This is a genomic window from Streptomyces sp. NPDC100445, assembly GCF_044759735.1.
Lineage (GTDB): Bacteria > Actinomycetota > Actinomycetes > Streptomycetales > Streptomycetaceae > Streptomyces.
The window spans coordinates 315,666-337,267 of record NZ_JBIVZV010000001.1 but is presented as its reverse complement, the minus strand read 5'-3'; the positions used below and the strand labels follow the sequence as shown (position 1 = coordinate 337,267).

The window sequence follows — 21,602 nt, the reverse complement described above, 5'->3', positions numbered from 1 at the left end:
CCCCCTCTGCGGATCCCTCCATCACCCCCTCCGCGCCCCGTCGCCAAGATCTGGGCGTTCCCGCAGGCACCCGGCGGACGGGGGGTGCCTCTATGTCTTTCGTCAAGCGAGGCGTGGGGTTTCTGGGTTCGTAGAAGGTGCCGTCGCGGAGCATCGCGAACAGCACGTTGATCCGCTGGCGGGCCAGGCGGAGAAGTGCCTGGGTGTGGGTCTTCCCTCGGGCCCGGCAGCGGTCGTAGTAGGTGCGGGAGGTGGGATCGTGCAGGGCAGCGAACGCGGACAGGAACATCGCCCGCTTGAGCTGCCGGTTGCCGCCTCTGGGCGCATGTTCGCCATGGATCGAGGTCCTCGACGACTTCGTCGTCGGCGCCAGGCCGGCGTAGGAGGCGAGGTGGGCGGCGGTGGGGAAGACACCCTCCTGGATCTGGAGGCCCACCACCTGGTGAGGACCGAGTCGGTGCAGGAGGACCAGCGGCAGGTGTGGGTGCTCACCAAGCGCGGCCACGGCGAGGCGAAGCAGCTGCTGGAGCCGAAGGGCATACGGGTCTCGGTGCTGCGCAAGCAGGAGTACGACCCGGACTCCGGGGAACTGCTCGGCCCCAGCTACGACGACCACGCCGCGGCGGTCACCTCGACGGCCGCCGCACTGCACCGCGCCGGGATCACGCACCGGCTCGGATTTCAGACGGAGGTCGGGCACCGGCTCGGCAGCGGCTTCGTGCAGCGGGCGGACGCGGTGGTGCGGGCACCGGCGGCCGGGGTGCCGGTGCTGTTGCTGGAGATCGACCGCCGCACCGAGGACGCCCACGACCTGGTCGCCAAGCTGCGCCGGTACCGGGAGTGGGGCCGATTGTTGCCACGGGACGCGGACAAGCACACCGTGGACCTGGTCCGCTCCCGGCCGGACGCGATCGGGAACGTCGCCACGGGAAGCGGCTGTGGCGCCAGGTCTACCCGCCGACCGGCCGGGAGGGCCTGGTGCCACTCGCGTTCGTGTTCGCGGCCACCACCCAGGCGAAGGTCGCCAACACGCCGCCGTGCTGGAGGAGGCCGGCCGCCGCTACTGGGTGCCGCGCCGGTTCGATACCTGCCACCGGGGATCACGGCCCGGGATTACGGCCAGGCGGTGCCCGTCGTGGTCACCACCCTAGAACGACGCCAAGAGCACGGCGCGGACGCGGCGTCGTGGCGGCGGCTGGGACGGACGGACGAGCAGACGCTGACGGCCGCGCTCGACAACCATGACGGCGACGTCCTCTTCTGCGACCAGGAGGCCCGCGCCGACAGGGAAGAGGAGCGGCGTCGTGCCGCACAGCGGGAGACGGAGCGCCCTGTGTGCAAGCGGTGCGGACAGAGGTTCACCGATCAGCGCTGAGAGGAGACCACCGCGCACCGGACGGCCTGGAACGCTGGGGATGTGGCCGTGTGCGGCACCTGCCACGCCGACGATGTCACCCGCGGGGAAGCCGCCGCCGAAGCCGCCCGTCTCCCGGCCGCAGCACCGTCGGAGCCGGGGGACGACCCCGAGCCGGACCGAAGTCGCGGCTGGTTTCCGCCGGCGGACCTGACGGCACGAGTCTGCTGTGCGGTCGGCAGCCGCCCGCACAGCGGGACCGGTCCCGAAGTCACTGCACCACGGGGCGGGACGCCGGACGACGGGTGCCGGCCGCGTCTGCCCCGTTCACGGTTTCGCTGGGGTGGTCGTACCGGGAGCGATCAGCCGCAGCAGGATGCGCCGGGCGGCACGGCGGTGCTCCGCGGACAGCCTGGTGTACACCTGTTCGGCGGTGGTGGCGATCATGCCCCGTACCCCACTGCTCTCCTCGTACGCCGCCAGGGTCAGCAGTCGACCGCGGCGACGGTGCCGGGTCTCCAGCAGGGCGTGGGAAATCATGGGCAGCGCACCGGGCTGGTCGACGACCTCCTCGATGATCCTGCCGGTGAGCCCACGTCCACCTTCAGCCGGCGGAGGCGGCCGACCCGGTGATGGCCTCACGCAGCTCGTCCCGGCTCATCGGACCGACCAGCAGGCAGGCCCGGCAGACTGCCTCGGCAGGCTCGCGATGGTCGGCGCAGTGGCCGTAGAAAACGCCACGGACTCCGATCGCCACCCACATCGCTCTCCGGCCGACGGACGGCGAGCGGCAGATCCACGGGAGATCGGCACCGTGACCTGGTCGGTCGACTCTGGTAGCTCTTCTCGCTGCTGTGACGAGCGCGCGCGCACCCGCAGCACCCCCATGCCGGCTCGGCCCCTTCAGGCCGCCGAGCCGCTCTTCGGAACCCTGGTCTGGACCGTCGGTCCGCAGTGCAACCCTGCGGGTGTTCGGGGTAGACGGCCACCATGTTCTTCTTCAGTAGCCGACTCGGCTGTCTGGGCTCCCTGCTCATCAGCGCGATAGCAACCGCCATCCTCTACATGCTTTTCGCGCGCTGATGAACAGCGCTGAGCGCTGTGGTGATGGCTGCGGCCGGAGGGCGGCTGTCGCGGGAGTGACCACAGTGGCGACACACACGGTTCTTGACGACGTGTGCAAGCAGCTCGTGGACTGGGAGCTCACCTCCCAAGGACTGGTTCTGCATGACCAGGTTGAGGGCCGTCCCGAGTCGTCGTCGTTCCCCTCGGGAACACCGCCGCCGCGGTCTCCGCTGCCCGGCTTTCAGTGCTCCCCGCGGTCCCGCGGGCGTGGCCTTTCGCTGCTGTGACCAGCACGTGGGTGTGGCCGTCACTTGCCCTCCGGGTTCGTCCCCGGCACCTGGGTAACGCCGCAACAATGCTTCCGCGGGGGTGGGCCGGCCACCCCACTGCCGACCGGCATGACTGCTTGCGCCGGCTTCCCGGCCGGGGAGGCCTCTAGCGCACCTAGCTTCCGTCTGCGCCGAACGGTGGCACCTGCGCCACGTCGATGTCCGTGCAAATGCGGTGTGGCCGGGCGGGGTGCCGCCACCGCCCCGAGGCGTCGCGGGCGACGTCGACGGCGACCTCCAGGACGACGTCCATCTTCGCGGTGTGTCGACAGAGTTGAGCGGGGCGGCAACGCCGGTTCGGGGCCGGTGGTGCGATCACCGTGGCACCGGACCCGAAGCGGCGTTGCCGCCGGGGCGCCGGTTCACGAGAGGTGGCCTTTCACCGTCTCACGCGACAGACGGCGCTCCCTGACCCGGTACCTGGCCGAGGCGCCGCGAGCACATCGGGTCGGTGCACAGTGCTACGTGGGCCAGAGCTGAGAAGATCGTGGCCTGCGCCCGCGTCTTCATTCCCAGCTTTGCCACGACCTTCGCGATGTGCGCTTTCACTGTGTGTTCTGCGATCCCTAGTTCCCTTGCCAGCTCACGGTTGCCCTGTCCCGTTCCCAGCAGCAGGAGAACCTCCCTTTCTCTGTCGGTCAGTCCGTCCAGCCGCCATACGCCGGGTTCGGGGCTGTGCCCGGTGCGTCGGTAGGGGCAGGCCGTGTCTCCCGCGTTGGACCGTATGGCCATGTCGGCCCTTCCTGGTCGCAGCGTTTCCAGCAGACCCCCGTGGCCTGGTTGCATCTGCGGCCGAACTCCAACCTACCCGCCTCTAAGCGACCGCTCACGTCTTTAATGGTGTGTCAACTTGTCTTGTTCGAACAGGTGTTGCCCCAAGGTGGGGGGTTCCTAGGCTTCTTCACGATCACAGGGAAGCGCTGTGAGCAACCGAACCCTGGGCGCATGCATGAAGCCGTGCTGCACCGGCTCGACGACGCCGATCTCATCGACGACACCCGCGTCGTCCTGGACGCCGCCCACGTCCGCGCCAGAAAGGAGGCCAACACACAGGTCCGAGCCCCGTGGACCGGGGCAGACCGGTTTCCAAGATGCACGTCCTGTCGGACGCGAACGGACTCCCCTCCTCGTCGGCGTCTCGGCCGGCAACACCCGTGACAGCGAAGCACTGGAGCCCCGTGGTGGAGGGTCACCAAACGAGACACGACCCCCGCCGAGGCCGCCACTTCAGCCCCAGCGCCAAAGGCGCAGGCACCAAGCACGCTCGGACCCCTCACACAGGCCAGCGGCATGCCCTGCGGCAAACGCACCGCTTACGGTAGGAGTGGGACCGAGACCCTCGCCCCCGGGATCGGCCGCACATCGGACGGCCGTTGCGCTCGCCCCCCGTCACATCCACGTCCTCTTGACCAGACCCCTGGTCGTGCCCGCCCCGCGGCGTGCACGCGGCCCACAGCCCTTGCCCAACCGGGCGATGCACAAAAGGACGATAGTCTCCCACGACGATCGCTCCTAGTCTCAAGAACCCCGCCCCCGCATACTCGGCGCGGGCGGGAATCTTGAGTCCGGGAAAGGGAACATGCTCACTGCGCGACGCACACTTGCCGTAACAGTCCTCGCCACCGTAGGCCTCACCGGCGCCGCATCCCCCTCCATGGCCCACAGCAGCGGCCACACCGCATCCTCCAGCGCCGTGGCCCAGGCGAAGAAGGACCCCTGCGCACACGCCGCCCAGTCCAAGGTGGTCCGTACCTACTACCGTGGCCCCAAGGTTGGTCCGAAGGTTCCCTGGGTACTGCGCTGCGGCACCTCCACCTGGGGCTACCGGCACCTGACGAAGAAGGGCCGCTGGTCGGCCGCCTTCGACCGGAAGATCGCGAACACGATCGCGAACGGCACGATAACCGTCAACCAGCCCGGCCGCCGCATCTTCGATGACATGGTCAAGCAGTGCCCCCCAAAGAGCCGCTTCAAGGTCGTCGCGAACCCAGGTGCCAAGGGCGGCAAGCCGCACATCAACCCCCAGGGCATCGTCACCGCCTACATCAACCCCGACAAGATCGGCATCACCGCCGGGAAGAAGTGCTGACCACCGATGGACCCAGCCGCACGCGTCCGTGATCTCCTCGTGCCCTTCCTCATGGGCGTCCACGACTTCGGTGTTACAGGCCATGGCGCCCATGACGTCGTGGAAGTCGTCTCCCTGGAGATGACTCCCGTCAAAGCGTGGCACGTACTCACCGTCGAACTGCACGAACGCCACTACGTCCCGGGCTCCGGGGACTGGGGCCCACGGGGAGAACACTGGCGTGTTCGCCTGGAATGCCGTGGCTCGGACTATCGCGAGCTCTTCCGGGACCATCCCGCATGGGAAGAAGTCCGAGCCGCTGCCAACGCGCTCTACATTCAGCTCATGGAATGGTGGCAGACCAAACCCCCCGGCGGTGGTCGCATGGCCGACCGCCTGCCCTCCGGGAACGCGGATGCCTCGTCGGCTTGACCGGGCGTGATGACGAAGGCCAGGGCCTGCACTGGCCATCGGCGGCGAGGGAGCGCATGGAGGTCAGCCCGTCGCAGGGACCGTCCCTCAACATGATGTTCTGGCTCGCCGACCGGGGCGCGTCTTGAACTGCTCCCGGCGCTATTTGGCGCAAGTGCTTTCTGGACAGTCCAGGGTTGGCGGGATGGGTCGGGACGAGGTGTCTGGACTGCCCGCGTTGACGGCGACGCACCGAGAGCCACTGCGCACCGACCACGCGACCCCTCGTCCACGGCCCAACCACGAACTCCTGGAGGCGGCCCCGACATCAGCCGAGGCCGCTCGACTTCCCCGCATGCAGCTGGCAGGCCGCCCTGAAGCGGTCCGGTCGGCAGCGGGGCAGCGCAGGCGAGTGAGCGGCTCCGCGAGACCTGCCGGGTGAGTGGGCCCGTCAGCCGCAGCTGGTCGAGGACGCACTCGGCAAGCAATGCTCGCACTCCTGATTCAGCTGGAGGTCGCCTGCACCGCCGCCGATGACCTCCTTGAGGCGGTCGAGGAGGCTTTCCCTCGGCACCCTGACGCTGAGATCATCCTCAGCTTCCCCGATCTCGGCAGGCGTCCAGCTCGGCGCCCGGGTGCCTGCCGAGATCGGCCAGGACCGGCAATGGTTCGCGGACGCCTGCGTCCTGAAGGTAAACGCCGGCGCTTCGCCTATTGTTCGGGCGTCCGGCAAGAATTCCAGCCCTACGCGACGCCGGGTGAAGAACGACCGTCTCGACCACGCCGGCTACCCCTGGGCGCGTTCTCCGCGATCACCGTTTCACCTGGCGTCCCCGCCACGGCCCGGCTTCTGGCCGAACGCTTCTGGTGGGGGCCACTGACGCTGGTGCTGCGGCACGCCCCGTACGTGTTGCAGGCCCGCGGCCTGCGCGGTGCGACTGCCGCGGGGGGGCCGGCACGGCCGTGACGAGAGTGGCGCGGACAGCGGCCGTCACGGTCGCCACGGGGCAGCGGGTCGCGGACATCGTGGACGTGGTGACCTGAGGAGACCTGCCATGATTCCTGCGGACCTCAGGTACACCGAATCGCACGAGTGGGTCCACTGGTGGAGTCCACCGGCCGGAGAGCGTTGCTGCGTACTTCGCGTCCCGGAGTGCGCGAGCCGGTCCCGAGCGCGCCTCAGGCATGAGGCGGGCCCGGGGGCCCGTTCTCACCCTCCGTCCCCGTCGCTGAGTCGTTCGTCACGGATCTCGGCCCATCGCAATGAACCGCGGATGCCGTCCGCGATGCTGTGCCGGGGCTCCCAACCCAGCAACCGCTTGGCCCGGTCGCTGTGGGTGAACGCACCGGCCGCGTCGCCGGGGCGGGGATCCGTTTCGACCACGGCGACCGGTGGGGTGACCACGTTGTTTCCCCGATCCAGTAGGGCCGTGGGCTTCTATACGGCTTGCGGGGCGAAGGGGAGCAGTTCGTCCGCCCCCTGCTGCACAATGCCGTAGCTGCTTTCGGGGACTTCGTTCCAGGCACCGGGAAGATCGCCCAGGGGCTCTGACACGACGAGGCGTGTCTCGTCGGATATGTCCCGTAGGAAAGCCGCGTCCGGATGGAGTGCTCGTAGTGTCTCCACCCGCGTGCTGTAGTAGAGCGAGCGTGAGGCTCCCTGACTGGAGTAGCGGAAGGCCCACAGTCGTTGGCCGTCGGTCACGGCGACGGTCATCTGGAGCGGAAACTCCACATCGTGCCGGTGACCGGTCCGTTCCACCAGGCCCGTCATCCGCTCCACGGCACCCGGCGGGTCCTGTTCCAATCCGTAGGTGAGCGCCAGGTAGAACATCATCTCGGAGTCCGTCGATCCCTCGACGTGGGGGAAGAGTGCCGGGTCAACGGCCAGTGCCAGGTCCCGCCGCATGCGGTTGAAATCGGTGATCGCACCGTTGTGCATCCACATCCAGCGACCGTGGCGGAAGGGGTGACAGTTGGTCTGCTGCACCGCGGTGCCGGTGGAGGCCCGGATGTGTGCGAAGAACAGCGGGGAGCGGACGTGATCGGCGATCTCCCGTAGGTTGCGGTTGCTCCAAGCCGGTCCGGTGTCCCGGACGATCGCGGGGGTGTCTGGGGTCGGATCGGGTGTGTACCAGCCGACGCCGAACCCGTCGCCATTGGTCGTCTCGACGCCCAGTCGGGCGTGCAGGCTCTGGTCGATCAGCGAGTGTGCGGGTCGGTAGAGGATGGTGTCGAGCAGGATGGGCGTTCCGGAGTAGGCAAGCCACCGGCACATCGGCTTCCGCCTTCCTGGTCTTGCGGTCTGCACCGGCCATGGTGCTGTCCCGGGTGGCAGATGGTTTGTTGGGTGGAGCGTCCCAGGTGGTCGGTGCACGAAAGCGTGCGCCGCACCTGCGATACCGCCCTCACCCGGTGTCTTCGGATCGGGCGGTCTCCGGGGCGCGGCCCCTTCTCGGGGCCAGTCGGCCGAGCGCGAGCCGTGTGACGCGTGGCCAGTCGGCCGTTGCTCCCACCAGCGGTGTCCCCGGGCGGTCGCGCGGCACGCGGACCCGCAGCGCCCCTGGCGCGATACGGCACACCACGGGAGCGGGCAGCAGCACATGTTCTCCGTCGATGCCGGCTGGGACGGTGTCTGTGTCCGCTTCGACGACTGCCTCCTTCGCTGTGAGTCTCAGCAGGCCGGCGGAACGGGCGCCGCGTACCATCCCTGCCGCCTGCGCTGTGTTGTCGACCCGTACGCACAGCAAGCCGAGCAGCCCGGAGTCGAGCCGTTCCCTGCGCCCCGGATGGGCCGATTCGACGGCGCGCAGGTAGGGGTTGTTGCTGACGAGTAGTGCCTGCAACCCGTCGGCGTGTGTGTCACCGGCCCGCATCCGCAGCCTGGGCGCGTCAGGACCGGTGAGGAGCCCGGGAAGCATCTGCAGGCTCGTGTGCACCTTCCGGCTGCGATAGGCGGGATCAGCCACGACGGCCGCGTACGTTCCGAAGGAGGCGTTGTTGACGAACACCCGGTCGGCTGCGAACCCGAGGTCGATACGGAGTTCGACGCCGTCGGCAAGGGCGTCCAGGGCTGTCGCCGGATCGTCGCGGTCGAGACCGAGGTCGAAGGCGAAGTGGTTGCGGGTGCCGGCGGGGATCACCATGAAGGGCAGATCGTGCTGGGCCGCCACCTCCGCCACCAGGGCCTGGGTGCCGTCGCCGCCCGCTACGCCCAGCAGGTCGGCTCCCTCTGCCACGGCCTGTCGGGCCAACTCGGCAACGTCCTGCCTTTCGGCGCCGAGCAGGACGACACGGGCGCCTGCCGTCCGCGCCTTCTCCTCCAGCTGGAAACGCTCGACCTTGCCACCGCCGGAGCGTGGATTCATGAGGATCCACGCGTGGTGAGGCACCTCGGTGGACCCGCGGTCGCCCGCGGTGTGCCGGGACACCACCGCCACCCGGGCTGCCGCCATGGCCAGTACCCACAGGGCGAGGGACAGCAGGACCGGCCCCAGCATGCCGGTCGCGGCGTACACCCCCATCACGACCAGTGGCGCGCTCACGCACAGTGCCACTCCGGCCGTCCGCACCATGCCGGTGTGGGCCAAGGTCCACCACACCCCGACGGCGGCGAGGGCCAGTCCGGCGATGCCGGCCACCATCCACAGCAGGCCGCGCAGACCGGCGGTCAGCACAGGCACCAGCACGCTCACGACCAGGGCGAGCAGCGCCAGACGCGCCCATCCGGGGCGGCCCTGACCGCTGGTTCCTCCGGCCTCGGCCGCTGGCCTCCTGGCTTTGGAACTGCGTCCATTCATGCGATGCCCTTCCCATCGCCTCTCGCGCGCCGTGCGGGGCGAGAGCGTGTCCTTCCGGGGCTTTGGTCCAAGCCTGCCGCAGCGCGGTGCGGATTCCCTCACCCACCGGGGGTGAAGAGTCAATCGAAGACGCATCTATCGCTACGCCCTCACTTCGGAGATCGTCATAGATCCGGAACGGCACACGGCATGCCTCACGGGAGCCACGACTCCCGGGCCCGCCCGAGACCGCTCCGCATGGAGATGGTGATCTCCACCGACCAGAGATCTCCTGAAGTGGCTCCCGAGCGCGGCGTCAGCACGGTGAGCGAGCGGCACGGCGCTTGACGTACTCGTGGCCCACAACGGCACCGAGGTGGATGACCACCCCTACCGCCACCAGCCAGGACATGATGACCATGACGACGCCCACAGGACCGTACTTCTGACTGTTGGCCACGATCGTCGCCGAGAAGAAGCGGGAGGAGAACAGCCCGAGCCCTGTCCATGCGACGCTCGTGGCCAAGGCCGCAGGCAGGAGGAAGCGCCAGGTGACCGCTCCGGTAAGCAGCAGACGCATGGTCCCCCACCAGAAGAGCAGTGCCACGGCAAAACCGGACAGGCCCCTCAGGGGAAGTGTTGCCAGTGCTGCGCCGATCCCGGCCTGGGCCGCGCTGTACGCGACCAGAACCGTCAGCCATACGAGCTGAGCCGCGAAGTCCCGCCACCACTGTGGAGGAACCTCGAACAGCAACTGGTACCAGCTCTGAAGGGTGCCGGCTACGGCGACCGCCCCCGCGATCAGCAACAGTGCGCTCACCAGGGTGAGGGTGCCCGAACTGGGATTGGGTCTGAACAGGGCAGCCAGGGCCTGGGCCGCCTGCTGGTTCAGTCCGAGCCATCCGGCCATGACCTTTGCCGCATCCTGGCCGACCGCAGTGGTGACGAGGATCAGGAACGGGAAGAAACAGAGGAAGGCAAGTGACGCCAACTGGAACGAGTGGCCGAAGAAGTCCGCCGCGCTGAGACGATCCCACAAGCGTCCCGCCGCACTTGTCGCAAGGCGCCTGCCCACCACCTGCCATTTCTTGTCCGGCCCAGCCCGGAAGGTGGTCTTGCCGCGGTCTTCACCGGGTGATGGCCTGCACTTGCCCATACGAGGCAGTCAACAGCGCTGGGCGGGCGGTGTCGCGCGGACCTGAGGGGCCTCGGCCTCTGGACCACACCTTCGCGTGACACGGCCACCGACGATAGCGACAGGCAGCCACCTCCGCAGTGGTGGATCCAGCAGTGTTCCCGGCTTGACCTCCAGCAGCTCCACATTCGTGCACCCCGCGTCCTGGAGGGTCTGTTTCTGTCTCTCCCCGCTCGGCTTGTCGTAGGCGACAGGCGAAGCGCGTGCCACGCCGTCGGTATCGGTCCAGGTCGGTCCGCAGTTGCGCATGGTGATCGTCATGCCGGAGGCATCGCGCCCGGCACTGACGACTCGGCCGGGCCCAGCCTGGCTTACCCGTGCCCCGGGTCCGTGACCGGTTCAGCGGGACTTTCGGGGACCCGAGCCGTTCCGCAGCGTCCGCCGGATCAAGCCGTGGTGGATGTCGCTGCGGGAGGCGAACGTGGTCCGGCCGGTGGTCACCGCGGCGCCGAAGGTCTACAAGGTGGTTGACCACCGGCCGCGGGAGAGGGCGGTCTGTCCGTCGGGTGTGATGGTGACGTGGGCCCTGGTCACCGGCAGCTCTCCGCCGGTGATGAGGCGGTCGAGGATGTCGGTCAGTAGGCCCCACAGGCGGCGGGGACCACCTTGGTGGACGGTCGCGGCAGGTCACGGGACTTGTTGGTGTTGGCGCGGGCCCAGGAGCCGTCGGGGTGGGCCATCCTCATTGTGTCCCGCCGTCCTGGTGCTGCTCGGTGCGGTGCTCGATGCCGGGTGCCTCCAGCTCCAGGGTGGCGTGGACGGCCCAGGAGTCCTGGACGTAGGTGAGCGGGTGGCGGCTGAGGGACCTCTCCCGGTCTTCGTGCGCGGCCTGCTGTACCTCGGCGGCCGGTGAGGTGTCGTCGTAGTCGTCGCCGTGACGGGGCGCATGAACGTGGCCTGGCCGCAGGCGCTGCTTTTCACCAGGCAGATTTCGAGGTGATCATCCCGTCGGGTCGATGGCAGGATGTCAGTCGGTCGACGAACGGCGGACTGACGGGGTGGCGGTGGCGGGGACTTCGGTCGAGGCGGTGGACGCGGTGGACTGGAGCCGGTTCCGGACGGGTGTGCCGGAGCATCATCCGGTCAAGGAGGTCCCGCGGGCGCTGCGCCGCCTGGTGAGGCGAGGTCCAGCGGCGACGGAGGAGGACTGCCACCCGCTGTACTCCTGCCTGTTCGCTCCGGGAGGCGGGCTGCCGCCGGCCGCGGCCGCGGCCCTGCCGTTCCTCACGGCGCTCGCCTGCGACCCCGCCAACGGCGCACGAGTCACTCTCGTCGAACTGCTCGGCGCCCTGAACGGGGCGGCGAGTGAGGCCGGCGCACACGGCGCGCACGGAGCGTGGCGGGAGGAGTGGCGGCGTCAGGGCGACAAGATCTCGATGCTCCTCGCGGACCCCGCGCCGAGCGTCCGGCGGGCCGCCCTCCTCCTCGCGGAGGACGACGCGCTGCTGGACCGGTGGTACGCCGAGACGGATCCTGCCGTACGCCTGCCTCTCCTGCTCGCGTTGGGCACCCGCGCCGCGACGACCGCCGGCGTGCCGGAGACCGGGTCTCCCGGCGGCCGGCACCGGTTCGCCGGCGCGGTGGAGGCGGTGCTGAGCCGGGTGCTGCGCGACGACGAGCCGGTGATGAAGGTGGCGGCCGTGATCGCCCGGGCGTCCCTCGATCGCGATGCCCCCCTCCGGCATGCTGACCTGCTGGTGGACATCCTCGCCGATCCGGCCGTACGGCCCCGGTTCGAGCGGGTCTGGTGGGTGCCGGACGTCGAAACCCCTTCCACCCGTGACGACGTCGCCGCATGGGTGTCCGGTCTCCTCGACCACGTCCCGTCGGACGCCCTGTCGTTGGTGACCCGGCTGGCTGATGCGGCGGAACGCACCGCGGACGACGGGCTGCGCCGGGTCGTCCTGGACGAGGCGTGGCAACACCTGGTGCTGCGGCGTTCCGCGGCACCGACGGTGCTGCCTCTCGCCGTACGGCTGCTGGACTGCGCCGACGACTGCGTGCGGCTCAAGGCCGCGCACCTCCTCGCCATGCTCGCCCCTGAGTCCGGCCCGTACGCCGACCGCCTGGCGGCACTGCTCGATGATCCGGGGACCGACGAGATCTCCTGGATCGAGGGGACTGTCGGTGACTTCGCACGCTGGGCCCTGGTCCGGCTGGGCGACCCCCGCGGCCTCCCCGGCCTCGTCGAATCGCTCTGGGCGCCCCACCGGGAGCACTTCGGGCGCAGCTGGGTCGCGGGCGATCCGCGCCGGCCGGAGATGCACGAAGTCCTCGCGCCGTTGCGCGAGCACGCGGACGTCCTGCTGCCCGCGCTGGTGGAGGAGGTGCGGCAGGACCACGAACGGCACGGCGATCACGGCGAGATCATGGGCACCTTGCTGCACGTCGCCGAGGAGTGGGGGCCGGACGCGCTGCCCGTGCTCCCGGTCGTTCTGCCGCTGCTGAAGGACGCGCGGTACTCGTTGCACGTGGTCGACGTGCTGCTGGCGATGGGGCCGGGTGCCGTCTCGACGGCGTCCGCCGTGCGCGACGCGGTCGTCCTCGACAACCCGGACAACCACCGCAGGATTGCGTGGGCAGCTTGGCGCATCGCGGGGGGTGACGACGGCACTGCCCTGCGGCTCCTGGGCGAGGCGATGCACGACGAGCAGGCGTCGCCGTACGGACCGGTCCTCCTCCTGTCCGACTTCGGCCCCGCCGCCGCGGCGCACGCCGCACGGGTGCGTGAGGTCATGGAGAACGCCGAGTACGGGAGGGCGACGGCGGCGGTCGCTCTGTGGGCGATCACCGGCGATGCGGATAGCACCTTAGCGGTGTTGGAGCAGATCGTCGCGCGCTTCACCGGGGACGACGACCGCTACGGCGACCTGGCCGAGGCACTCCGCGGGTTCCTGCGCATCGGCACGGTCACGACGGCCGCACGGCGGGCACTGTGCCTCGTCGGGGCTCGCGATCTGCGGCTTTCCAACCACCGGGACTACCGCGCCGTCCTCGACGACCAGAATCTCCGCTCCGCCATCGCCGCGGTGCTCGCGCTCCCCTGACGTCCGGTGGCGTCAGTCCCGGGCGCTCGGTACGTGCCCGCCCGTCCCGCCCGGGCGGGACGCCGTCCGCGTGACACCGGTCCGGGCCCGACTACGGTTGACCCGTGCCAGTGAACGTTGACCGGTTGCCACTGAAGGATGATCGATGACTGTCTGTGTCAGTGAAGGATGACGACTTACCGATTCGTGTCAGCCGAGGGCAACCGTTGGTGGCTCTGTCGTCTCGCACTGACAGCTCTCGTCAGGATCTCCTGATCATGGAAGTCATGACGGGGAACGAGATGATCGCCATCCCGCCGGGGCAGGTGACGCTGTCGGACCGGCGGACGCAGCGCAGTTGGCCGGTCGACCTTGCGCCCTACCAGCTCGCGGCATCCCCGGTCACCCAGGCGTTGTTCGCACAGATCACAGGCCAGCGGCCGAGTACCACCCCTGGGGACCAGTTGCCCGTCGAGTGCGTCTCCTGGTGGGACGCGGTGCGGTTCTGCAACGGCCTGTCCCAGTGCGCCGGCCTCACGCCCGCGTACCACTTCCGTGCCGACGCCGAAGACATCGAGTGGGACGCGTCCGCCGACGGGTATCGGCTGCCGACCGAAGCCGAGTGGGAGCACGCCTGCCGTGCCGGGACGACCGGGCCGCGCTACGGGGATCTCGACGAGATCGGCTGGTACCGCGGTAACTCGCACGAGCGCATCCACGAGGTGGGCGGCAAACTCCCCAACTCGTGGGGTCTTTACGACATGCTCGGCAACGTCTGGGACTGGTGCTGGGACGTCTACGACGCCGAGGTCTATGGCGCCTACCGGGTACTCCGTGGCGGTGGCTGGTTCGATGAACACTGGAGTTGCCGGGCCTCCGCGCGGCGCCGCAGCCATCCGACTTTCCAGGTCGACGACGTGGGAATCCGCGTCGCGCGTTCTGTCGTGCGTTGAGCCACGTCGTGTGCAGCCCGGCCCGTGGGGGCGATCTGGCGATAGCGTGATCGTCATGACGGCTGAGGGCGAGGCGCTGGTCGGCGGGATGGTGAACGCGGGGGCAGTCCTGCGCCGGGGGGAGTTGGTGGAGCACGCGCGCCCTGCATGCCTATCTCTTGCGTTGAAGGAGCAGTGGCTTCGACGCGGCGCCGGCCCCTGTCGGTCTGACCGCAGATGGCCGTGAGCAGCTGACTTTCATCCCTGGCGACGTGGCTCTGCCGCCGTTCCCGGACTGGGCGATGACGAGTTCTGCCCTCACATCGGTGGGGAGCCTGCTGCGGCGTCTGCATGAGACCAGTGCGGCCGTCGCGGTCGACACCCGTGCCGAGTGGCCCCGGAACTCGCCGACCCGGAGGGGTGAACGATGTTGTGCCACAACGATGTGTCCCCGGAGAACGTCGTCTTCCGCGACGGTCGTGCCGCGGCCCTGATCGATTTCGACTTGGTGGCCCCGGGCCGCGCCCTCTGGGACATCGCCATGACCGCCCGCTACCGGGTGCCCATGCTTGATCCCGAGTCCGCGGCCGCTCTCTGTCCCAATGGGCTGGATGCGGCCGCACGGCTGCGGATTCTTGCCGACAGCTACGGCCTCTCGGCGGGAAACCGTGCCGAGTTGCCCGCCGTCATCGAGCAGGCCGCGGAGGTGTGCCGGGCCTTCGTCACCCGCCGCGTGGCCGACGGAGACCCCTTCCATCTCCAGGCGCTGGCCGAGCGTGGATGGGGACGCTGGGACCGCATGCAGACCTGGCTGGTGGACCACCGTCAGACGTTCACAGCTGCCCTGCTGAACTGACCGGCCTGGACGTTCGAGGGCAGATTCACAAAAGCATCGCCGACGTGGACCAGCTCCACGGTGTGCCGGCTCAGGCCATACTGCGCGAGCAGTCCGGTGCCGGGGGCCGACGCCGCTCCGCCGGGCGCCGCTCCCTACCAGCCGATCGAGGGCAGCGTCCGAGGCGGGCCGGCCAGAATCCGCGTGCGGTCGTCCAGCAGGGCCTGGGTGGCCTTCTCGCCAGCGCCGATGGCCGCGGGCACCGGTCCTTCGCGGCAGCCGGCTGCCGGGGCGCGGCCGGCCAGACCCGGGCCGACGCGGCGATCGTGTAGGTCTGCGGCCGGGCGGCGGGCGGCTACTGGTCGGGGTGGACGGCTTGGACACCGGTGCCCGCCTGTGCCTTCGGTGTCAGGGTGAGCAGGTACCGGCCGCCGGGGTGGGCGGGGGAGGGGCGGGCGGCGTGGATGGCGTGGACGGCGGCCCAGGAGTGCCCGAACCGGAGCAGTTCGGTGGCGGTGACCGCGGCGTCGGTGTCGAACGCCTCGATCCGGATGAAACGTAGCTGGTCTTGTGAGCAGGGGGCTGATCGCCGTCGTCGTCTGGCCCGGCCGCGACCCGGGGCTCGTTCGGCACGCCGTTCGGCCGGAGATGTCCGGCTAGGTGTGAGCTGGCTGGATGTGTAGGTGCGGCATATCCGGAATGGGGTGTACCGCGTGTTGTGGGTGACCGGTGGGGAAAGCGGGAGTTTCACGCCGTGATCATGAGGGTCGGGCGCTGGCTGAGGGCGCGGACGCAGCTCTCGGGGGAGTGAGTGTGTGATGCGAGCAATGGGACGGCTTGCGGCGGTGGCGGCGACGGGCGTGTGCGCGTTGAGCCTGGCGGCGTGCGGCGGGAGCGACGACGACGAGGCATTCGCGGGAAAGTCTGCCGACGAGGTGGCCGACCAGGCCGTGAAGGCGACCCGACAGGCCGACTCCATGCACGTCAAGGGCCGTGTACGGCAGGAAGGCGGTGGCTTGTTGGCGGTCGATGTCGCGGTCGACCGTGACAAGAACTGCGAGGGCACGCTGGAACAGCAGGGTGCCACCGCGCAGGTGCGGCACACGGGCGCGACGCTGTATCTCAAGGGCGACGAGAAGTACTGGCGGACGAGCCTGAAGCAACAGGCCGGCGCGGACAAGATCGTGTCGAAGATCGTCGGCAAGTGGGTGAAGGTGCCTGCCGGGGACGAGCAGTTGAGCGGCCTGTGCGACAAGCAGGGTCTGCTGGCCGCGCTGGACGAGGACAAGTCCGAGCGCAAGGGCATGTCCAACAAGGGCAGCACGTCGGTGGACGGTACCCCTGCGGTGAAGCTGACCAAGAAGTCGGACGGCAAGACGTGGACGCTGTACGTCGCCTCCGAGGGCAAGCCCTACATCCTCAAGGCGACCACGACCGGCGGCTCCCAGCCCGAGTCCACGACGTTCAGCGACTACAACAAGCCCGTCAAGCCCGAGCAGCCGCCCGCTGGCAACACCGTCGACCTCAAGGAGCTCGCCGCGCAGTAACCGTGGCAGCCGGCGCCGACGGAGGGTACGTGGGGAAACCCTGTGGGTACCGAGAGTTTCGGTCACACCCCTTACGCAGGGCACCCGTCATGCCCCACCATTCCACGAGTTCAGTATCGCGTGCATCTATGGCGTACTTTCCGCGGGCCACTGATGTTCCAGCCGCCCGACCGTGCCACTCGGCGACCGCCACGGACCGGGCTCTGCATGGTGGCCCGGCTCGCCGGCCGAGCCACCTTTTGACGGGCCCCGGCGGCGTGCTGGTGGGCGCGGACGACGGTGAGACCGGGACGACCCGGTCAAGGTCGCCGACGGTGTCGGCCTGGGAGAGCGGAGCGGTGAAGCCCTTCTCCCGGGCCCCGTCGGCGGCCCGCTTCCGCGCGGATCGGAGAGCGGCTCTGGCAGACGCTGCTTCCGGACAGGCTGGTTTGGCCCAGCGTTCACCGGTGTGCCGCAGTGAGGCGTGCGCCGGCCGTTGTTCGGCGTCGACCGCCGGCTGGCGCACGTGGACGCCGCCGTGAGTTGCCGACAGGCAGGCAGCGTCGGGGAGGACAGCAGGACCTGTGGCGCGGGGAGCGTCCCGGTTGGCACATCCCCGCGTCAACCGGAGGACGGACATCCGGGGGACACGCGGCCGAAGTAGGTGCTCCCACTGAAAGGTGGGGAAGGCGTCCCGGGGAAGCACGGTCGATACTGTGCCCGCGTGATTCGCGCTGTGATCTTCGATGTAGGCGAGTGCCTTGTAGACGAGACGACCGAGTAGGGCACCTGGGCCGACTGACTCCAGGTGCCGCGTCATACCTTCGCGGCGATTTCTGCGCCGTCATCGCCCAGGGCCGCGACTACCGCGAGACCTTCCAGGAGTTCCGGCCCGCATTCGATCTGTACGCCGAGCGACAGAAGCGGGCGGCGGCGCGTAAGCCGGAGCAGTTCGGCGAGGCCGACCTGTACCCGGATGTCCGCGACGCGCTGGGGGTGCTTCGCGCGGACACTCTGTGGCTGGGCATCGCCGGCAATCAGACGGTGAGAACGGGCAGGATTCTCCCGGAGTTGTTCACTTCGGACGTCGACTTGATCGGCATCAGTGACGACTGGGGCGCCTCGAAGCCGGACCGCGCGTTCTTCCACCGCGTCGCGGAGGTCGTCCCCGCCGAGCTCGACGAGATGCTTTACGTCGGCGACCATGCAGACCAGGGCGCGGTACCCGTCCCACTTCGGCTCCGCCGCCCAGCCCGCCCAGCCCGCCCGAAGCTGGGGCCCGGGTACCGCAGTGCTCAGCATCGGCTCCGGCAGCTCCCCACGTCACCATGCATGCCTTGCGCCCGAACCACCGGTCGCGAGCCGAGTGACCCCAGAAGGGACCTGGCCGTCGCGTCAGCCCGTCAGGCGCCGGGGTGCGCAGCTGTCTTCAGCTTCCAGCCGCTGCCGGCGCAGCCGTCCTGAAGGGGCGGGAACCGGTGGCCCGTGACGTCGGTGCTGTACGCGTGGCGCTGACCGAAGTCGCACTCGTAGATCCCGGACACCGGCACCACCTCGCCGGGTCGGTGTGTCTGCTCGTTCTCGTCGCTCATGCTTCCTGTGTACGACGGGGCGGGAGACCCCGCGACATGGGCACGGTGCGAAGGCGGGTCGGAAGGGACTGGAGATCTTTTCCCGGAGCGGCGTCACCGGGTGTTGACCGACTCCGGTGTGCGCCGATGCCCGCGTGCGGTCCTTGGCCTCCTAATGGTGACGTCGGGTATTGGAACTGTCCGAATGCTTGCCTCACTGATCGCGCCACCGGGCCGTTCTCTGTGACTGGAGTTCATGAGTGCCACTGGCCGCAGTACTCGACGTGGATCTCGCGGGCGTCGCCGAGGATGCCGTCGTTCGAGTGCAGCTCGGTGCAGAAATGCGGGTAGCTGGGGTGGACCGGGGTGTAGCCCGGTCCCTTGCGGGCGACATCGAGGAAGTGCCGCGCGGTCTCTCGGAAGACCTTTGGGCTGCCTGTCATGAACAGCGTCTCGGCATGAAGGTGCTGGTGAAACAGGTCGCGGTTCTCGCGGTAGTGACGCGCCGCGTAGTCGGCCACTGCGACATCGTCATGTTCTGCCTCGGGCAAACTCACGGTCTGAAGACGGCCGGGACCGAGACGGCCTCGCACCTGCTTCCAGTTCGAGGGCGCGAACTGTAGCGAATGGTGCAGGAGCACGAGGTCAAGCCGGAAGCCGATGTCGTCCGGCACCTCCCGGGCCGGCGGGTGGTTGGCTCGCATGGGCAGGTGAATCAGCGAGCGCGGCGAGCGTGCTGCGAGCATCCACAGCCCGGCGACGCTTCGGGCAGCGTCCTGGTCCAGGTAGGCGTCCAGGTGCCGATCGTGGTCGATGAGCACGGCACGGGTCAACGGCTTGGCAGGTCGGATGACTCTGAACTCATCGACTCCCAGGCGGGCCCGGTGTATGACGACGGGCAACTTCATGACTTCTCCGTTGCGGTGCGGCGGCTGACTTCGTTGGCGTAGGCGGTCCAGTCGCCCGCGGAGAGACGTTGCCAGGCGACGGCGACGTCGGTGTGGATGCCCAGGGTGCGGTCGCGGGTGACGCCGCGGGTCCGTCCGCTCAGGCCGTACTGCGCGAGCCGGTCCGGCATCGGGAGCCGACGCTGCTCGCCCTGGCACCGTCCTCGTCCACGGTCCATCGGCGGGTGCCGCGCGAGGTCGTGGTCCTGGATGCGCTCCAGGAACCGGAGTTGGGCAAGGCGGTTACCACTTGAATCAGCCACAAGTTCGATTTTAGGCCACTGGGTGTGGCGCGCCGAGAAACGACCGGCCGGGCTCGCACACGGTAAGAGGCCGGCACCCCTCAGTCCGCCGGAGCGGGTGGCATGGGGTACCGGCCAACAGAGAACCCCCCCAAAGGGGATTCCGCGGCCGGCGTAGCCCGCCGCAGGAGACGCCCTGTGCGCCGCGCTGCGGGCTACAGCACGCCCCTCGGTGCCCCCCGAGACCACAGGGGGTCCCGCTGGTGGTCGTGTGAGCGTGACGTGGAGGCGTCATACCGGCCGGTAGAGCCCGAAAATGTGACGGCTGTACGTCACGGTTCCCGCCGCGCGCGGTGTGCTGCGCGGCGCCGCCAGGCCCTGGATCTGCATCGCCCTGAGCAGTACACCGCGCCCTGGCGACGGCCGCCGCCCGCGAAGGTGATCTGCCCGCAGACCGGGCAGGTCGGCAGCCGCACCATGCCGACAGCCGTTCCACTCGGCCTCACCCGGCGTCAGCCCGAGCCCCGGAATGCGCCCGGCGGTCTCCCGGTCCCGGTAGGCCTGAGCGCGGCAGGCGTCATCGCAGTACAGACGCCGGGGCGAGGCATCCGGGGGGCAGCCGGCCCCCAGAGGAGCGGCAGAAGCGCATGCGGGCCAGGTCTCATGGTCGTTCACCCGGATCCCGGCCACGGGTGGTGGTTGCGCGAGGAGAGGCCACCAGCGCGCCGCTGACAGCCTCCCCGACCCTCAGCTCCACGGGGGCGGGTGATGCTCCGCCGGGTCCCACAGGGCAGGCAGCGGGACGCGGGGAGCGCCGGGGGAGCAGGCGCCCAAGGGCCACCGCGGAGTTCACCCCGTTCGGACCAGCTGAGCTGGACCTCAGTGACCAGCCGCATGAGCCTGGAGTCAGTCGCCAACGGGTGGTACCCCGTGCCACCGACAACGCAATCGATCTCTTCGGAGAGAGGACTCGGGGATGGCCGCCGGGAATTCAGTTCAGCTCGACGACAAGGAACTCGAAGATGTGCGCGCATTGACGCGGGAGGTCGATGCAAAGCTCCGGCGCATCCACGAGATCACCATGAACCATGTGCGCGGAGAGAAGGGCAAGTACCGTCCGAAGCAAGCACGGTTCATCTTCGACAACATCCGAGTGGTGATCGAGGACGAAAGCGGGTGCGGAGTCTACGAGGACCCGCCCGGGGTCTGCCGACCGTGCCGACCGGGTGAGTAGCACCACCACCTGCCGTCCTCCCCGCGTGTGAGGAACTCCGCCGAGCCCCCAGTGGTGAACTGGGGGCTCGGCGGCTGGCGCTCAGACGCAGGGAGCGCCGATCGCGGTGGAACCCGGGAACTCAGCATCGCGGATTCGCCCGCGTTGTGGATGTAGAGGTCGATGTCGGGCTTCGGTGGTTCCGGGGTGGCGGCTGTCGCGGTCGTGAGCGGCGGTGAATGCCACCGCCACGATCACCGCCACCGTCGACAACCAAATGGCGTGGGTTCCCGAGACGCCCGACTGCTGCTCTGCCGCCGGCACCCGCAACTGCCCGGCCATGGTGGAGAGCCGCTGTTCTTGCAACAGCCGCCACGGATCCACCCGGGGGGCCCGTCTGCGCCGCGCAGTCGGCGGACGGCCGCGCCCATCCAGACGATCAACGGCCCGCCGTGGTCCACCGCCGCCAGCGGCCCCAGCCAGGTGCGTCCCACCCGCTCGCCCAGCCGGCGGCCAAATGCCCCGTCGGCGGGCAGCCTCTGCGGCCGCCCGGCCCCGCTGTCCCTCCATACCAGCTCAGTCATGGCCGGGTCCCGCAGCGCGTCGGCCACGGCCACCACCTCCGGGAAGACGACCGGGTCCCGGCCCACGATCCGCCACCACCCAAGTCGCGGTCCCGCGTTGCCGGCCGCCGCGTTGCCGCCCGCCGCCCGCCGCCCGCCGCCCGCCGCCTGGTGCAGGCGCTGCGGCCAGATCTCCTCCTGCTCCCAGCGCAGGGCTTCCTCCCACCAGCGGGCCACAACCGCGTGCGCCAAGGCGCACACCTGACCGGGTCCCGCCCCGGCCTGCCCCGACCCGCGCCGCACGCCGCGCCACACCGGTCCACCGCCGCTGCGCCGCCGCCACCTCGGGCATCCCGCGCAGGTCGAGGTGCTCCAGTGGTTGGTCGGCGTCCGCCTCCAGCAGCCAGCAGCCAGCAGCCAGCAGCCAGCAGCCAGCAGCCAGCAGCCAGCAGCCAGCAGCCAGCGTCCGTGCCGGGCACACGCCCGCCGCCAGTGCGGCGGATACCGCACCGCCCGCACCGCCTGCCCGGTACGCCGCGCGGTGCA

General features: G+C 69.6%; 18 protein-coding genes and 4 pseudogenes. 10 read left to right on the top strand and 12 right to left on the bottom strand.

Going from position 1 to position 21,602, the window contains the following annotated elements:
* Positions 1 to 115: 115 nt before the first annotated feature.
* A pseudogene (locus ACIQVT_RS01365) lies at positions 116 to 409 on the bottom strand (transposase); the annotation flags it as partial.
* Here ACIQVT_RS01365 and ACIQVT_RS01360 point away from each other — a divergent pair.
* Positions 326 to 1,375: a replication-relaxation family protein gene (locus ACIQVT_RS01360; protein WP_403745771.1), complete on the top strand. Its 1,050-nt coding sequence runs from the start codon at positions 326 to 328 to the stop codon at positions 1,373 to 1,375. The pseudogene ACIQVT_RS01365 and the gene ACIQVT_RS01360 sit on opposite strands and share 84 nt — an antisense overlap.
* A gap of 306 nt (positions 1,376 to 1,681) precedes the next feature.
* On the opposite strand, the gene ACIQVT_RS01355 is transcribed toward ACIQVT_RS01360, so the two are convergent.
* From ACIQVT_RS01355 to ACIQVT_RS01340, 4 genes are all read right to left on the bottom strand, one after another.
* Positions 1,682 to 1,996: a hypothetical protein gene (locus ACIQVT_RS01355; protein ID WP_403745769.1), complete on the bottom strand. Its 315-nt coding sequence runs from the start codon at positions 1,994 to 1,996 to the stop codon at positions 1,682 to 1,684.
* The gene (locus tag ACIQVT_RS01350; protein WP_403745767.1) at positions 1,959 to 2,111 is read right to left on the bottom strand and encodes a hypothetical protein; all 153 of its coding nucleotides are present in this window, start codon (positions 2,109 to 2,111) and stop codon (positions 1,959 to 1,961) included. The genes ACIQVT_RS01355 and ACIQVT_RS01350 overlap by 38 nt, the downstream gene beginning before the upstream one ends.
* 752 nt (positions 2,112 to 2,863) lie before the next feature.
* On the bottom strand, positions 2,864 to 3,001 hold the full coding sequence (locus ACIQVT_RS01345; protein ID WP_403745765.1) for an ATP-dependent DNA ligase: 138 nt from the start codon (positions 2,999 to 3,001) through the stop codon (positions 2,864 to 2,866).
* A 134-nt stretch (positions 3,002 to 3,135) separates the two neighbouring features.
* On the bottom strand, positions 3,136 to 3,480 hold the full coding sequence (locus tag ACIQVT_RS01340; RefSeq protein ID WP_403745763.1) for a helix-turn-helix transcriptional regulator: 345 nt from the start codon (positions 3,478 to 3,480) through the stop codon (positions 3,136 to 3,138).
* 207 nt (positions 3,481 to 3,687) lie between these two features.
* Between ACIQVT_RS01340 and ACIQVT_RS01335 the strand changes: the two are divergent.
* From ACIQVT_RS01335 to ACIQVT_RS01325, 3 genes and pseudogenes are all read left to right on the top strand, one after another.
* Positions 3,688 to 3,983: pseudogene (locus ACIQVT_RS01335) on the top strand (transposase); the annotation flags it as partial.
* Positions 3,984 to 4,402: 419 nt separating this feature from the next.
* Complete coding sequence (locus ACIQVT_RS01330) at positions 4,403 to 4,837, top strand: hypothetical protein (protein ID WP_403745761.1); 435 nt, start codon at positions 4,403 to 4,405, stop codon at positions 4,835 to 4,837.
* A 6-nt stretch (positions 4,838 to 4,843) separates the two neighbouring features.
* The gene (locus ACIQVT_RS01325) at positions 4,844 to 5,248 is read left to right on the top strand and encodes a hypothetical protein (RefSeq protein WP_403745759.1); all 405 of its coding nucleotides are present in this window, start codon (positions 4,844 to 4,846) and stop codon (positions 5,246 to 5,248) included.
* 1,417 nt (positions 5,249 to 6,665) lie between these two features.
* Here ACIQVT_RS01325 and ACIQVT_RS01320 read toward each other — a convergent pair.
* The 3 genes from ACIQVT_RS01320 to ACIQVT_RS01310 form a co-directional block, all read right to left on the bottom strand.
* Positions 6,666 to 7,505: a class II glutamine amidotransferase gene (locus ACIQVT_RS01320; protein WP_403745757.1), complete on the bottom strand. Its 840-nt coding sequence runs from the start codon at positions 7,503 to 7,505 to the stop codon at positions 6,666 to 6,668.
* Between the two features lie 130 nt (positions 7,506 to 7,635).
* Positions 7,636 to 9,027: a diacylglycerol/lipid kinase family protein gene (locus tag ACIQVT_RS01315; RefSeq protein ID WP_403745755.1), complete on the bottom strand. Its 1,392-nt coding sequence runs from the start codon at positions 9,025 to 9,027 to the stop codon at positions 7,636 to 7,638.
* A gap of 295 nt (positions 9,028 to 9,322) precedes the next feature.
* Positions 9,323 to 10,162, bottom strand: coding sequence for a YhjD/YihY/BrkB family envelope integrity protein (locus tag ACIQVT_RS01310; RefSeq protein WP_403745753.1), 840 nt, complete (start codon positions 10,160 to 10,162; stop codon positions 9,323 to 9,325).
* 995 nt (positions 10,163 to 11,157) lie between these two features.
* Here ACIQVT_RS01310 and ACIQVT_RS01305 point away from each other — a divergent pair.
* From ACIQVT_RS01305 to ACIQVT_RS01295, 3 genes and pseudogenes are all read left to right on the top strand, one after another.
* Positions 11,158 to 13,248, top strand: a complete 2,091-nt coding sequence (locus ACIQVT_RS01305) for a hypothetical protein (RefSeq protein WP_403745751.1) — start codon at positions 11,158 to 11,160, stop codon at positions 13,246 to 13,248.
* A gap of 257 nt (positions 13,249 to 13,505) precedes the next feature.
* Positions 13,506 to 14,180, top strand: coding sequence for a formylglycine-generating enzyme family protein (locus tag ACIQVT_RS01300; RefSeq protein WP_403745750.1), 675 nt, complete (start codon positions 13,506 to 13,508; stop codon positions 14,178 to 14,180).
* 55 nt (positions 14,181 to 14,235) lie between these two features.
* Positions 14,236 to 15,015 (top strand): annotated as a pseudogene (locus tag ACIQVT_RS01295) (phosphotransferase).
* A gap of 334 nt (positions 15,016 to 15,349) precedes the next feature.
* Here the strand turns inward: ACIQVT_RS01295 and ACIQVT_RS01290 are convergent.
* The gene (locus ACIQVT_RS01290) at positions 15,350 to 15,745 is read right to left on the bottom strand and encodes a hypothetical protein (protein WP_403745749.1); all 396 of its coding nucleotides are present in this window, start codon (positions 15,743 to 15,745) and stop codon (positions 15,350 to 15,352) included.
* Between the two features lie 76 nt (positions 15,746 to 15,821).
* On the opposite strand from ACIQVT_RS01290, the gene ACIQVT_RS01285 reads away from it, so the two are divergent.
* Complete coding sequence (locus tag ACIQVT_RS01285) at positions 15,822 to 16,541, top strand: hypothetical protein (protein WP_403745747.1); 720 nt, start codon at positions 15,822 to 15,824, stop codon at positions 16,539 to 16,541.
* Between the two features lie 703 nt (positions 16,542 to 17,244).
* Positions 17,245 to 17,984: pseudogene (locus ACIQVT_RS01280) on the top strand (HAD family hydrolase).
* On the opposite strand, the gene ACIQVT_RS01275 reads toward ACIQVT_RS01280, so the two are convergent.
* From ACIQVT_RS01275 to ACIQVT_RS01265, 3 genes are all read right to left on the bottom strand, one after another.
* Complete coding sequence (locus ACIQVT_RS01275) at positions 17,924 to 18,112, bottom strand: hypothetical protein (protein WP_403745745.1); 189 nt, start codon at positions 18,110 to 18,112, stop codon at positions 17,924 to 17,926. The pseudogene ACIQVT_RS01280 and the gene ACIQVT_RS01275 sit on opposite strands and share 61 nt — an antisense overlap.
* Before the next feature lie 233 nt (positions 18,113 to 18,345).
* Complete coding sequence (locus ACIQVT_RS01270) at positions 18,346 to 18,999, bottom strand: hypothetical protein (RefSeq protein ID WP_403745743.1); 654 nt, start codon at positions 18,997 to 18,999, stop codon at positions 18,346 to 18,348.
* Positions 18,996 to 19,301, bottom strand: a complete 306-nt coding sequence (locus tag ACIQVT_RS01265; RefSeq protein WP_403745741.1) for a hypothetical protein — start codon at positions 19,299 to 19,301, stop codon at positions 18,996 to 18,998. The genes ACIQVT_RS01270 and ACIQVT_RS01265 overlap by 4 nt, the downstream gene beginning before the upstream one ends.
* 955 nt (positions 19,302 to 20,256) lie before the next feature.
* On the opposite strand from ACIQVT_RS01265, the gene ACIQVT_RS01260 reads away from it, so the two are divergent.
* Positions 20,257 to 20,514 carry a hypothetical protein gene (locus ACIQVT_RS01260; RefSeq protein ID WP_403745739.1) on the top strand — a complete coding sequence of 86 codons (258 nt, stop codon included), beginning with the start codon at positions 20,257 to 20,259 and terminating at the stop codon, positions 20,512 to 20,514.
* Positions 20,515 to 21,602: the final 1,088 nt, after the last annotated feature.